Annotated in this window: 12 protein-coding genes; 3 read left to right on the forward strand and 9 right to left on the reverse strand. The window is 42.8% G+C overall.

Features of this window, described 5'->3' with window-relative positions:
- Positions 1 to 18: 18 nt before the first annotated feature.
- From BLQ87_RS26150 to BLQ87_RS26160, 3 genes are read right to left on the reverse strand one after another with little or no spacing between them, the layout of a single operon-like run.
- Positions 19 to 951 (reverse strand): LiaF transmembrane domain-containing protein, encoded by a 933-nt coding sequence (locus BLQ87_RS26150; protein ID WP_074611877.1) that lies wholly within the window; start codon positions 949 to 951, stop codon positions 19 to 21.
- An 18-nt stretch (positions 952 to 969) separates the two neighbouring features.
- Positions 970 to 1,725: a PspC domain-containing protein gene (locus tag BLQ87_RS26155; RefSeq protein WP_074611878.1), complete on the reverse strand. Its 756-nt coding sequence runs from the start codon at positions 1,723 to 1,725 to the stop codon at positions 970 to 972.
- A 34-nt stretch (positions 1,726 to 1,759) separates the two neighbouring features.
- Positions 1,760 to 2,449, reverse strand: a complete 690-nt coding sequence (locus BLQ87_RS26160; protein ID WP_074611879.1) for an SDR family oxidoreductase — start codon at positions 2,447 to 2,449, stop codon at positions 1,760 to 1,762.
- Positions 2,450 to 2,633: 184 nt separating this feature from the next.
- Here BLQ87_RS26160 and BLQ87_RS26165 point away from each other — a divergent pair, with 184 nt between their 5' ends.
- The 3 genes from BLQ87_RS26165 to BLQ87_RS26175 are packed head-to-tail and all read left to right on the forward strand — an operon-like array spanning position 2,634 to position 5,016.
- Positions 2,634 to 3,368, forward strand: a complete 735-nt coding sequence (locus BLQ87_RS26165; RefSeq protein WP_073229842.1) for an MlaE family ABC transporter permease — start codon at positions 2,634 to 2,636, stop codon at positions 3,366 to 3,368.
- The gene (locus BLQ87_RS26170) at positions 3,365 to 4,117 is read left to right on the forward strand and encodes an ABC transporter ATP-binding protein (RefSeq protein WP_074611880.1); all 753 of its coding nucleotides are present in this window, start codon (positions 3,365 to 3,367) and stop codon (positions 4,115 to 4,117) included. The genes BLQ87_RS26165 and BLQ87_RS26170 overlap by 4 nt, the downstream gene beginning before the upstream one ends.
- Before the next feature lie 14 nt (positions 4,118 to 4,131).
- A complete protein-coding gene (locus tag BLQ87_RS26175) occupies positions 4,132 to 5,016 on the forward strand; it encodes a class I SAM-dependent rRNA methyltransferase (RefSeq protein ID WP_074611881.1) in 885 nt (294 codons plus the stop codon).
- 86 nt (positions 5,017 to 5,102) lie between these two features.
- Here BLQ87_RS26175 and BLQ87_RS26180 read toward each other — a convergent pair whose 3' ends face one another.
- From BLQ87_RS26180 to BLQ87_RS26205, 6 genes are all read right to left on the reverse strand, one after another.
- Positions 5,103 to 6,131 (reverse strand): hemin-degrading factor, encoded by a 1,029-nt coding sequence (locus tag BLQ87_RS26180; RefSeq protein ID WP_074611882.1) that lies wholly within the window; start codon positions 6,129 to 6,131, stop codon positions 5,103 to 5,105.
- A 5-nt stretch (positions 6,132 to 6,136) separates the two neighbouring features.
- The gene (locus tag BLQ87_RS26185) at positions 6,137 to 6,919 is read right to left on the reverse strand and encodes a heme ABC transporter ATP-binding protein (RefSeq protein WP_074611883.1); all 783 of its coding nucleotides are present in this window, start codon (positions 6,917 to 6,919) and stop codon (positions 6,137 to 6,139) included.
- A complete protein-coding gene (locus BLQ87_RS26190; protein WP_245723933.1) occupies positions 6,920 to 7,966 on the reverse strand; it encodes a FecCD family ABC transporter permease in 1,047 nt (348 codons plus the stop codon).
- Positions 7,963 to 8,829 carry a heme/hemin ABC transporter substrate-binding protein gene (locus BLQ87_RS26195; RefSeq protein WP_074611885.1) on the reverse strand — a complete coding sequence of 289 codons (867 nt, stop codon included), beginning with the start codon at positions 8,827 to 8,829 and terminating at the stop codon, positions 7,963 to 7,965. Before BLQ87_RS26195 ends, BLQ87_RS26190 begins: the two co-directional genes overlap by 4 nt.
- A 181-nt stretch (positions 8,830 to 9,010) precedes the next feature.
- Positions 9,011 to 10,432 (reverse strand): HmuY family protein, encoded by a 1,422-nt coding sequence (locus BLQ87_RS26200; protein ID WP_074611886.1) that lies wholly within the window; start codon positions 10,430 to 10,432, stop codon positions 9,011 to 9,013.
- Positions 10,433 to 10,454: 22 nt separating this feature from the next.
- Positions 10,455 to 12,743, reverse strand: a complete 2,289-nt coding sequence (locus BLQ87_RS26205) for a TonB-dependent receptor (protein WP_083362064.1) — start codon at positions 12,741 to 12,743, stop codon at positions 10,455 to 10,457.
- Positions 12,744 to 12,762 lie beyond the last annotated feature (19 nt).

A 12,762-nucleotide genomic window follows, 5' to 3' on the forward strand; every position in this document is an offset into this window, starting at 1 on the left:
TACTGATGAATTCAGCGTTTAGTAACGCTTTACTTCAAAGTTACTCAATCCTCCATCCAAATTGATAAATATCTTTTTTGTGGAAGCACTATAATTTGGCGTTTCATAAGTACCATCTTTCAACTTTGTAAAACCGTTAAAATCTTTGGCAGAAAGACCTGTTTTGGTTTTAATCCTGCATCCCGATTCCGTAGGGATATTGATCTTAACATCCGCCACACCTGTTTTCACATTGATGTCGGTAATTGGAAGTAAGGCACCGAATTTAATGTCCAGCGCGGCTGCACCACCATCAAAGTTAAAGGCACGCAATTTATACTCCGAGAAATCAAAATTCACTTCTCCTGCACCCATGCTCATGTGAACTTCCCATTCAGGTTTTTTATTCAGGCGCAGGTCTACATCATTTCCTCCATCACTCATCGACCAGCCGGATTTCCCTTTCATTTTGAAAGTTAAATTACTCACACTATCGGACACGACATTTTGTAAAGAAAATACGCCTGCTCTTTTTTGCACCTCTGCGTTAATCAGGCTATCTGTTTCTCCCTTTAGATCAAAGGACGTACCACCACCCGAGATGTTCAAAATGGCTTTTTTTGCCAGGGAATCAGCATAAGGTTCCGAGAAGCTCAGTTCTTCATAGTTTTCTTCGGAATTGATATCGTCTTTGATGCGGTCTCCAATCCAGCGCTCTCTATTTTCCGGTACCTGTTGTCCTTTTACAAACAACATCGCTAAGGTAATCACCAGTACTCCGATGGAAACCATTCCACCAACCTGGGATTTGTTCCTGCTGAACAAAATATTTACACCAGCTATGATCAGGAATATCGGCCAAAAGCGGAATACACTGCGCCAGTAAAAATCAATGATATTAAAGTTCTCGAGAAGGAGTACGCCGCCGATAAACAACAGTACAATACCCCATATAATTCTATCCGTTTTCATCTGTATAGATTTAAATTTTTAATGGTCATGTTTAGTAAACCTGTCTTCTGCAGGTGTATCGGTACCCGGTTCCGGGCTTACTGTTGGCTGAACTCCCTCAGGGCTTACCGGGTTTACCGGATCTACGGGTGCAGAAGGGCCGTTGGGTGCAGTTCCTGCATTCCCTTGCTCCTGCTGACTTTTCCAGGTTTCCCAGGCATTTTTATTTTTACCCTTCATGATGAAACTTACCCCGATGGCTACAAAAACCAGCGGCCATAATTTACCAAGGCTAAACCAGAATGGAATAATGTTAAACTCATTCATCAGGAAGTAAAGCCCGATCACCAACAGGAATAACCCGCCTACAGTCCTTCCGGTCTCATTGTTGCTTTTTTGAAAGGGCCTACCAAAATCAGTCATCTTAGAACCTGCCTTAAAAGGATCCTCATTGATACCTGGCGAAGTCCAGCCTGTAGAAGAACTAGTGGTTGAACCTGTAGGCTCAGCCGTATTTTGCGGTTGTGTAAACGCATTTGGAGAGTTAAACGGATTGTTTTTCTGCCCTTTATAATATTCGTTGAATCTTGAGAATTTTGCCGCCGGGTCATTATTCACCGGAACAACAATCCACATTACAATATATACCAATATTCCCGTCCCCACCAAAAATATAGTGGAGAGTACAAACAACAGCCTGATTATGGTTACATCAACCTCCATATACTCTGCAATTCCCGATGAAACACCTGCTACTACTTTGTCGTGCTCATTTCTAAATAATCGCTTGTCCATAATACTTTCCTCCTTTTCTTTATTTATTTATTCTTTAAAATTGTATTGGCTTCAGGGTCACTTCATCAACATTTACACCATCGCTTAAATTTAAAATCGTGTATAAGGTATTGGCAATATCTTCCGGTTGTACAAAACGCTCAGCAGGAATTTCTGTTCCTTCCCATGATGAGGTCAATGTTGATCCCGGCAAAATCGCCGTTACTTTAACGTTGTATTCAGCTAACTCCCCTCTGCATACATCATTAAGACTGAGCAAGGCCGATTTAGTTACACTGTAACCTCCTGCATTTGTTACAATTTCTTTACTTGCTACCGAGCAAATGTTAAAAATATGCCCGGAACGCTGCGTACGCATCATTTTACCGAAATATTTAGAAAGATAATAAGGGGCCAAAAGGTTCAGATTCAACTGTTTCTCCAATGAATCATCGGCCTCATCCAACAGGATTCCCGGCATAAATATCCCCGCATTGTTCACCAAAACGTTCAATTCTGTCATTTCTGCCCTTACTGCTTCACAAAAAGCATAAAGGGCAGATTTACTGCCCAGATCAGCAACATAAGTAAAGACAGAAACACCTGTATACTTCAATTCTTCGACCAAAGCAGCGAGTTCTGCTTCACTTCTGGAACAAACAGCAAGGTTGTATCCGCCTTCCGCCAGCTTAATAGCAATGGCTTTTCCGATTCCTCTGGTAGCACCTGTGATTACCGCATTCATTTTATCTCAATTTGGCAGCAATATTACATAAAATGCCATAGACTCCGTAGCCATTTTGCCAGTTAAAACCGGACAAAACACCCGGTAATTGAAATAATTATTTAATAAATAAAGAATGTCCCAACAATTTTTGTTGTTTCTTTGTAGTATTATTGCATTATTACCATAGCTAATTTTTCATTAAATGAATTTCACCAATTTTGGCAGGTACATCCTTTTATTAAAGGCCGTATTCAGAAAGCCGGAAAAGTTAAGTATATATATGAAGGCCATTTTTAAACAAATGGACTTTATCGGCGTCGGCTCTATCGGACTAATAGCCATCATTTCGACCTTTATCGGTGCGGTAATGACCTTGCAGATTGCCTTTCAGCTGGTGAGTGACTTTATCCCTAAAACCATTATTGGTTCTGTAAACCGCGACTCCAGTATTCTGGAACTCAGCCCAACCATTACGGCAATTGTACTGGCTGGTAAAATCGGATCTGCCATCTCCTCAGAGATCGGAACGATGCGTGTGAGTGAACAGATTGATGCCCTGGAAATCATGGGAATCAACTCTCCGGGATACCTGATCCTCCCAAAAGTCCTTGCCGGAATTACCATGGTCCCGCTATTGGTGATCTTATCAATGGTATTGAGCATTGGTGGCGGATACATCGGAGGAACATTATCAGGAGCAGTTTCTGCAGCTGAATATGTACAAGGGATTACCACTGATTTTAACCCTTATACCATTGTTGTAGCCCTGGTAAAAGCATTTGTTTTTGGATTCATCATTACTTCTGTTCCTGCATATGAAGGTTTTTATGTGAAAGGCGGAGCGCTGGAAGTAGCACAGGCAAGTACCAGAGCCGTTGTAGTAAGTTGTATTACTATTCTGGCATGTGATTACATCGTAACCCAGTTATTACTATGATCGAAATCAAGGACATCTACAAATCGTTCGGCGACAATGAAGTTTTAAAGGGAATTTCAGGACAGTTTAAACCAGGGGTAACCAATCTGATTATTGGAGGCTCCGGTTCCGGAAAAACAACTTTATTAAAGTGTATGATTGGCTTACACCATCCTGAACAGGGAAGTGTAGAATATGATGGGCGTGAATTTACGACCATGAACTTTGAAGAGAAGATTGAGATCAGAAAAGAGATCGGCATGCTTTTTCAGGGTTCCGCACTCTTTGACTCGATGACGGTAGAAGAGAACATCATGTTTCCTTTAAATATGTTTACCGATCAGAAACGTAAAGAAAAGCTGGACCGGGTAAACTTCTGTCTGGAGCGCGTAAACCTGAGCGGAAAAAATAAACTTTTCCCTGCGGAACTTTCCGGAGGGATGAAAAAACGTGTGGGAATTGCCCGCGCAATTGCCATGAACCCTAAATATCTCTTTGTCGATGAGCCCAACTCTGGTTTGGACCCTAAGACCTCCATCGTTATTGATGAGCTCATCAAGGAGCTGACAGAGGAATACAATACCACCACTATTGTGGTGACCCACGATATGAACTCCGTTATGGGAATTGGTGATTACATCTTATTCTTACACGAAGGAAAGAAATTCTGGGAAGGATCAAATAAAGAGATCGCCCATACTGATATTCAAGAACTAAATGATTTTGTTTTTGCCAGCCGCTTCATGAAAGCTGCAAAAGACAAATTTTAAATACCCATATTTTTATGATAAGCCTGTTAACACCCACACACTGGAAAGATTATGAGTTGATTGATTGTGGTGATTTTGAAAAATTAGAACGCTTTGGCAACCTTGTGTTGTGCAGACCTGAGCCTCAGGCCGTATGGAAAAAGGTCCTTTCTGAGCAGGAATGGAAAAAACTAACCCATATCCGGTTCAAAGGACGCTCCGCGACTACCGGTGAGTGGATGAAGAGCTCCGCACACCTGCCCGACAGATGGAATGTAAACTACAAAAATGACGATGTAAGCATCAACCTTCGTTTAGGGCTTACCTCTTTCAAACATGTTGGTGTTTTCCCGGAGCAGGCGGTAAACTGGGATTACATCTCATCCTCTGTTAGAAAATTCAAAACCCCGGTCCCTAAAGTACTCAACCTTTTTGCCTATACCGGTGCTGCGTCATTGATTGCAAAGGCAGCAGGTGCAGATACGACACACGTAGATTCGATCAAACAGGTGGTAAACTGGGCTAATGAAAACCAGGAACTGTCGAACCTTAAAGATGTCCGCTGGGTAGTGGAAGATGCTTTAAAGTTTGTCAAAAGAGAACTAAAACGCGGTAAAAAATATAACGGGATTATCCTTGATCCACCTGCATTTGGACATGGTCCGAATGGGGAGAAATGGAAACTGGAAGATCACATTCAGGAAATGATGCAGGATGTCGTACAGTTATTGGATGAGGAAGAACACTTCTTAATTCTGAACACTTATTCCTTGGGATTCTCCTCTGTGATTGTAGAGAACCTGATCAGGACATCTTTCCCACAGGTACAAAACCTGGAAACCGGAGAGCTGTATTTACAGGCAACTTCCGGAATAAAGTTACCTCTTGGTGTTTTTGGAAAGTTCAATACTTTCAAATAGACCGATAAAAAACAAAGCGTCGGGGCCTAATCCGACGCTTTAAACACACCTAAACCCCAGCAACACCTTACTGGTTATAGACTTTTCTAGCCTTTAACGGCCAATTCATTTACGATTCTCCGCCAGTTTTCATCTTCCGGAATGCCGGGTTTACGCTTTCCAAAAAACTGAACGATAATATTTCCTTCGACATCAAAAACTTCTATACTCGTTACGATTCCATCTTTTGTCGGCTTTTTCACCAACCAGAGCGAAGCAATTCCATCCATTCTTAGATGCATGTTAAACTCCGGATCAAGCACATTGAACCACGGGCCTGTCTCCAGAATCTTTTTCAGCAATCCCGTATGAATCTGAATACAACCGGCACTTCCCGTAAAGACCATGATCTCCAGGTCTGTATCAGAAACCTTATGTAACATCGTTTTCAGGGAATCCAGGGTAACCGGGATCGCATGCCCCTCTGGCGCCAGACGAAGCGCCTGAGTACGCGTCAGGCCATAAGTATTCAGCAAACCATGAAAATCATGGGTATCCTCTAAATCCAGCCATGCCTGTTTAAAATCAGCTACCGCTACTTCGGCATCTGCAAGTTCTACTACAGGTGCTTTGGCTTCGCCAAATGTTAAAGGAATCTGTTGATCTTCGGCAGTATACTTTGTCACCAAAGCCTGATATGCATCCTCATCGCTACTTTCGGTCAGGTAGATTTTATGTACCGCCTCTCCATCTTTTCCAAAGAACTGTAAGCTCTTACGTTCATTTTCGCTGACTGCAAAACCGGAAGCCCATTGGCCCATGAACAACCTCAGGTCGATATCGGGATTCACCGCCAGTCCGATTGAACCACGGAAAGACACTTTTTTATAAATCCCTTTACGTTCATGTACACAATGGTCATTTCTGGTTAATGCCATCACATAGCCCAATCCTTCTACTTCTTTCAAAATTTCCGGAAATTGCTCCTGCAAACGAACCGCAGACTCCCCTACTGTAGTGGCAATCAGTGCCGCTTCAGAAGTCGCCAGTTGCTTTGCAGCATCTCTGATTCTAACCTTTGGATGTTCGGCTTTAAAAGCCGCCCACTGATTTTTTAAATCTAATGTCTTTTCCATAATTGTTATTTTAATATCGTTGCCGGTACCACCAATGGGCAGGTATAACCTTCACATTCCATCAGTTTTACTTTTATACTGAATGTTTCATGTATATTTTCACAATTGATCACTTCAACAGGCAGTCCTTCTGCTACTTTTTTTCCATTCTTCAACATCATAATCCGGTCTGCAAACCTCGAGGCAAAATTGATATCGTGCAGAATGCAGATGACACAATAACCCCGGTCCGCAAGCGATCTTGCCAACACCATAATCTGTTGCTGGTACTGTAGATCCAAACCATTAGTGGGTTCATCCAGAAACAGGCAGGCATTGGGACTGTCGTAAATCTGAGCGATGACCCTGGCCAGCTGCACCCTTTGTTGCTCTCCACCGGAAAGCGTATTGTAATCTCTGGAAGCCAGGTGGGTAATTCCCGTTTCTTCCATCACCTGTTGTACAATTTTGAAATCTCCCACTGTTGGCTTTTGCTGAAAGTGAGGATACCTTCCCATCAGGACGAGCTCATTGACCTGGAAAGAGATGGAGATCGTATTGTGTTGCGACAATACTGCCCTTGTCTTTGCCAGATCTTGCAGTCTGTAATTGTCTAATTCTTTACCATTGATCGTGATCTTTCCGCTAAAAGGCTTGATTTCACGGCAGAGCAATTTCATTAAAGTACTTTTACCAGCACCATTGGCACCGAGTATGGCCAGCAATTCGCCTTTACCTGCATCGAAACTCAGGTTATCCAATAACTTCTTACCCCCTGCCTTATAGCTCAGTGCCTTAACTTTGATCATTTATGGATTATTTTTATTTCTTTCAGTAATGATAATATATATAAACACCGGTGCGCCGATCATGGCTGTTAATATGCCTATAGGTAATTCTGCCGGCGCAACGACTGTTCTCGCGATCAGATCCGCCATTGTTAACAATGCAGCTCCCAGTAATGCAGCTCCCGGAACAACCAAGCGATGATCTGCGGTAAAAGTCATCCGCAAAATATGTGGAATGATCAGCCCTATAAAAGCAATCATTCCTGCAACAGCTACCGAAGCACCCACAGCCATCGTAGCCATAGCAATGATGATCCGTTTAACCACCTTTACATTCACGCCCATATGCATCGCCTGAGATTCTCCCAATGCAAGCGCATTTAATGATTTGGCCAAAAAAGGCAATCCAAATACCGGGATCAATACAAATGGCAATAAGGTGGTTACTGTTGGCCAGCTTGCTCCGCCCAGACTCCCCAGACTCCAAAAGGTGATGTTCCGTAACTGTGCATCAGTTGCCATATACGTCAGCAATCCGATAAAAGCACCTGCTAATGCATTAATCGCAATTCCTCCCAGCAATAAAGTCGTAATAATGGTTTTTCCATTTCTCATGGCGATGCGATAGACAAGCATCGTCGTTAATCCTGCCCCGATAAAGGAAGCAAGAGAAAGCGCATAAAAGCCAATAACGCCCGTCAGTTCTTTGAATATTTTAGTTTCTAAAACAATCATAATTACTGCAAATAAGGTCGCCCCTGAGGAAATGCCAATCAATCCAGGTTCAGCCAGCGGATTGCGGAAGAGGCCCTGAATTGCAGCACCGGAAACGCCCAATGCAGCGCCAATCAGTACGCCCAATAAAACCCGTGGCAACCTTAAATTTAAAAATACGGCCGCCTGCTGCGCTTCAAAATTCTGATGTTCCGATAATCCGGTATGGTAAGCTATAATAGAAATCAGCTCAGAAAAACTGATTTGTACCGCACCTACACAAGAGGAAATGACCATCGTCAGGACCAGGACAACAGTTAAAATTAAAAGGATATATCCAGTATTTTTGATCACTTTATCTTCTCTGCTAATTCTGTTACGGCCTGCCCTAAGCGTGGACCAAAGCTGGTGAGCAATTCACCTTTCATCGTTACAAACCTTTTGTTCTTTCCTGCATTGGTTTGGGAAACGCCCTGTACGCCTAAGAGTCCATTTGCACCACCTAAGCTTTCCAGGCCATCATCAAATAAAAGGATCACATCCGGATTCGCTTTCACCAGGGATTCTGAAGTCAGTGGTTTGTATTCAGCAAACTCAGTAATGGCATTTGTGCCTCCTGCCAATTCAATCACTTTTTCAACCGGGGTTCCTGTTCCCCCCACCATCATCGTACCTGTACCACGCGCATAGATAAACAGCACTTTAGGCTTTTTAGGGTTGCTGATGTGCTTTTGCGCTTCCGCCAGTTCTGTTTCAAAAACTTTGGTCAGCGAGTCGACTTTTAAGGTATGATGCAGACTGTCGCCAACCGCACGGATCAAATCTTTTGTTCCTTTCGGCGTAAACTCCTGGTTAAACAGGATCAGCCTGATTCCTGAACTCCTGAACTGGGCTGCCAGCTGGGGGCTTACTTCTTTCGCGATTCCCACCACGATATTGGGTTGTAGGGATAATACGCCTTCTGCATTGATCCTCCGGTTATGTCCTATTTTAGGCTTGCTTTTCAGGCGCTCCGGATAATTGCTCGTAATATCTGTCCCTACAATATTTTTCTCCAGACCCAGGCCTGCCACAATTTCGCTGATTGTTCCATTCAGGGAAACAATTTTTATGCTATCGGGAAGCTGGTCTTTATTCTTTTTTTCTGCACCGACATTGCAGGCAGAAAGTGCCGCTGCTGCTGCTGTACAAAACAGTATGATTAATCTATATTTCATTGGAATATAATTGTTTTTTATCGGTTATGAAGCTATCATGCGCCTATTCATTACTTTTTGTAAGCGGTATGCTTATGATGGTTTCATCAGTATCTTTTTTAATTAAACCTGGGATTGTTTGGTAAAAAGAGGAGCTTCCGGCATCCACCGGAAGCCTCCTTCAACCTAAACTAACCAAATTTTAGCCCTTTTTAACGAGTACATATTCCAGCACCGGCTCACCGCGTTTACCCGCGTCACCAGCACCCATTGATATGAACCTCAGTTTATATACATTTCCTGCAGCGTCTTTAATCACATAAAAGCGATCTGTTTTCACGCCTGTTGCCGGACTGGTCGAACGCCAGTCCGATCCTATTACATTTCTTTCTCCCTTAAAGGTTGTGGTCGCAATGTTACTTTCTTTGTAATCCGCATAGGCTACTGTTGTAGTAGCCACCTGTGCTGCCTGAGCACCACCAAGGTTGTTTACAAATACTACATCAGAGAAACCATAAGGATATGGTGCTGTTCCCATCAGTCCATAATAAACTGACCAGGTCCATACGAAGTCCCATTTGGCTTTTGAGGGCTCTACATTCACTACTTTAGCGGATTCGTCAAAAGCGATGAATACAAAATTATTCGCAGCATCTTTAGTGATATCCAATGTTTTGAAAGTAGTTTCTTTCAACTTCGCATATTGTAAAGTATATCCGTTGCCCTTGCGAAGAATGCGGATTTTCAATAAGTTATCAAGAGATAGAACAGAAGTATGACTTCCACCAGAAGGGTTCACAATGTAGACCTTGTTATCTGCATCGGTTGCAGAAACATTCGCGATAATATCTTTGGTCACATCGCCATACACATTGTCTATGTTTACAAATGGTTTAACATCATTCGACTCCGGGGTTCCCAGTTGAATGGCCAGGTCATTTAAAACGACATCCGTAGCGGTCACTGTATTTAGGTCTGCTTTAGCACTCAGTTTAATCGCTGACGTTCTGTTGGTGTTGTTTAGTTTCACACGGAAATCAGTTCCTGATGAAAACCCCAGAACCCAGCTATCTCTCTTTACGTTCACCATGGAATTGCTGCTTAAATCCACAAAGACAGAGTTTAGTGCTCCGCTTCCTGCCTCAGCACCTGCAATCCCTTTTAAGGTCAGACGGGAACCTTCAGAAGTGATCGAGCTAAAGCTGAGCTGAGTCTTCACTGTAGTACCCAATACGGTTGGATTTCCCGCAAAACTAATGGTAAAATCTATCTTTTCTGTTCCGTTAATCACCGCATTTGCTACTTTTTTAACTTTAAAAGAAACCGATGTTCCCCCGGCAGGGATTGTCAACGACAGCGTATTATTTGCCGCAGCCGGCTCAGTAGTGTATTCCAGTCCATAACTCAAACCCGTATTGGTCAGGTTTACCGTTAAGGGAACAGCCACAGAAGAAGCCGTTGCCAGGTTAATTTTCACTACGGCTTCTGTCGCCGCAGCTTCCAGACCTTGTTTGGCGCTTTCAAAATTAACCGTATTGTCCGGTGCCGGCGGATCTGACTTTTTACAGGAAACGACCCCGGCAGCTAAAGAGATGATCAAAAGGAAATGGAAAACTTTTTTCATATATTTTTAATTTGATTAGTAATTATTTTTTAGACCAGTGCATTGTTAAACCCAGGAAATAAGAGCGGCCGAATCCGAATGGATTATTGCCATCACCAACATGTCCGCCGCTTTCCATACCAACCGTCCTTACTCTGGTTACATTGAAGAGGTTTCTTACGCCTCCGTTTATGGTTAAGTATTTATTTACAATTTTATTTAAGCTCATATCTGACATATGAAAAGCAGACATTTGGTTCAGCCTGGCCACTTGTTTTCCATCAACAGTACTACTGGTATAAGCGGATTGTTTCCCCGTGAACTTATAGAAAAAACTAACGCTCGTTTCCAGCTTAGGAATTAGGTAACTGATATTTGTACTTACTTCAGGCGACCAGACATATTTAGGATTGCTGCCTGATATCTCTTTTTGGCCTGACAACTCATTATATTGCCCGATATAAGACAATCCGAGGTTTGCCTGAAGATTTTTCCAGGACAATACACCAGTCCATTCTCCGCCCAGCGTTCTGGATTTATCGAAGTTCAGGTAAGTATTTAACCGGTCATTGCCTTCCACTGTTCCCAGAACGATTCTATTTTTGTAATTGTTTAAAAAACCACTCAATATCGTATTCAAGCGGAACTCCGGACTATTTTTCAGGGTCCAGGAAAGAGAAGTATTAAAACTGTTTGAATGTTCAGCCTTAAGGTTTAAGTTGCCGGCAATATCATGGTTTGCATCTCTGAAATAGAAATACAATTCCCGTAATACCGGTGCCCTGAATCCTCTGGCGTAAGACAATCTGAAATCCAGATCCTCATTTAGCCTGATTTTGGTATGCAATGAAGGAATAAAGGGCGGCGCATCGTATACTGAATTCTTAACCATCCTGAAACCCGGTTTAATCTGTATCGCATCTGTCAGCTGTAACTGTGAAGAGAGGAAAAATGCATAATCATTAATTGCAGGTTCTCCTGCGATCCGGTCGCCTTTTCCTGTACTGCGGTTAAACTCTATTCCAGGCTGTAAAATAACCTGAGGAGATAATTTATATTGTAAGGTACTGCGAAAGAAAGTCGACTTCATGACGTCTTTATCCTGTGACCCCGGTTCAAGAGATAAGGTTTCTTTTCCAGTATTCATTTCCTTGTTTGTAGATAAAGTGCGACGGCTATAATCGGTATATGATCCGGCCATATCCAGACTTAGGTTATCACCAAGGAAGAAAGAACCTTGTACCTGGTGGAACCAGCGTTTGGAAAGGTATTGTTTATCCGCCGCCACGGGTGCAGGTAATGTAGGATCATAATCTCCGCGAAGAGTTAAAGTTTCGTCTGTTCCGTTAAAGCGGTACCAAAGGTCCATTTTACTGTTCTTATATCCTGTGGTTGCAGCCGTTAGCCATTGATCTTTTGGCAGCCATTCCTGTGCACGTCCCGTTTTGTTTCCTTTCCAGCCACCAAAATTATTGCGGGTTCCCGAAGCACCTGCATGCCAGCCATTTTTCTGCCAGTTTACACTGAGGTATTCATTATGAATGCCTTTATTATCGAAAGCATCATATTCTTTTCCTGCCGTTTCTTCCTGCACTCGGGCAGTAACGGAGAGCTGATCGGAGTTCCCCCTCTTGGTGATGATGTTAATCACTCCGGCCATGGCATCCGTTCCATAAATTACAGACATCGGACCTTCCACAATTTCAATCCGTTCTACCGTATTGATATCAATCTGGCCAAGACTTTCCTTATCTACCCCCCGATCCATCATCGGCACCCCATCCAAAAGAATTTTGATTCCTGAACTGCTGCTGTTCAGTCCCATAAATTTAGGATTACTGACTCCGGTCATCGGATCAGTGGAGAAGCGAATCCCAAGTTCAGTGCTCAATATGTTTTTTAAATCAGTTGCTCCGCGAAGTTTAATCACCTGGCTGCTGATTGTACGAATATTATATACTGAATTGCGAATAGATTGCGGTTCATACAAACCGGTAATTACGACTTCATTTAGCTCATAGGACTTTTCTCCCAGCAGAACGAAGGGAATTTCCTGTTCCTTTCCTGCAATCACTGTCACCGGAATTTCGATTTGCTTTCTGGTATTCGATTGAACCACCAATACCTGTGAACCTGAAGGAGAAGAAATCCGGAAAGTGCCATTTTTCATCGTATATACAATTCTGTTCAGGCCTTTGAGAAAAACCATCACATTCTCAGCGGGTAATCCATCAGCGGTGTTTACTTTCCCTGAAATCACTCCTCCCTTTTCCTGAGCATGTACAACGAGGACAGACATCAACAGCAAAAAAGGAAGTATTAATCGTTTCATCAAGCAATCTATTTAGAAT

The sequence above is a fragment of the Pedobacter steynii genome, from assembly GCF_900103665.1.
Classification (GTDB): Bacteria; Bacteroidota; Bacteroidia; order Sphingobacteriales; family Sphingobacteriaceae; genus Pedobacter; species Pedobacter steynii.

Excerpts from the sequence above, each read along its gene's own strand:
- BLQ87_RS26165 (WP_073229842.1), top strand. The coding sequence starts at position 2,634 with ATGAATTTCACCAATTTTGGCAGGTACATCCTTTTATTAAAGGCCGTA.
- BLQ87_RS26200 (WP_074611886.1), bottom strand. The coding sequence starts at position 10,432 with ATGAAAAAAGTTTTCCATTTCCTTTTGATCATCTCTTTAGCTGCCGGG.
- BLQ87_RS26175 (WP_074611881.1), top strand. The coding sequence starts at position 4,132 with ATGATAAGCCTGTTAACACCCACACACTGGAAAGATTATGAGTTGATT.
- BLQ87_RS26205 (WP_083362064.1), bottom strand. The coding sequence starts at position 12,743 with ATGAAACGATTAATACTTCCTTTTTTGCTGTTGATGTCTGTCCTCGTT.
- BLQ87_RS26155 (WP_074611878.1), bottom strand. The coding sequence starts at position 1,725 with ATGGACAAGCGATTATTTAGAAATGAGCACGACAAAGTAGTAGCAGGT.
- BLQ87_RS26185 (WP_074611883.1), bottom strand. The coding sequence starts at position 6,919 with ATGATCAAAGTTAAGGCACTGAGCTATAAGGCAGGGGGTAAGAAGTTA.
- BLQ87_RS26180 (WP_074611882.1), bottom strand. The coding sequence starts at position 6,131 with ATGGAAAAGACATTAGATTTAAAAAATCAGTGGGCGGCTTTTAAAGCC.
- BLQ87_RS26160 (WP_074611879.1), bottom strand. The coding sequence starts at position 2,449 with ATGAATGCGGTAATCACAGGTGCTACCAGAGGAATCGGAAAAGCCATT.
- BLQ87_RS26170 (WP_074611880.1), top strand. The coding sequence starts at position 3,365 with ATGATCGAAATCAAGGACATCTACAAATCGTTCGGCGACAATGAAGTT.
- BLQ87_RS26195 (WP_074611885.1), bottom strand. The coding sequence starts at position 8,829 with ATGAAATATAGATTAATCATACTGTTTTGTACAGCAGCAGCAGCGGCA.
- BLQ87_RS26150 (WP_074611877.1), bottom strand. The coding sequence starts at position 951 with ATGAAAACGGATAGAATTATATGGGGTATTGTACTGTTGTTTATCGGC.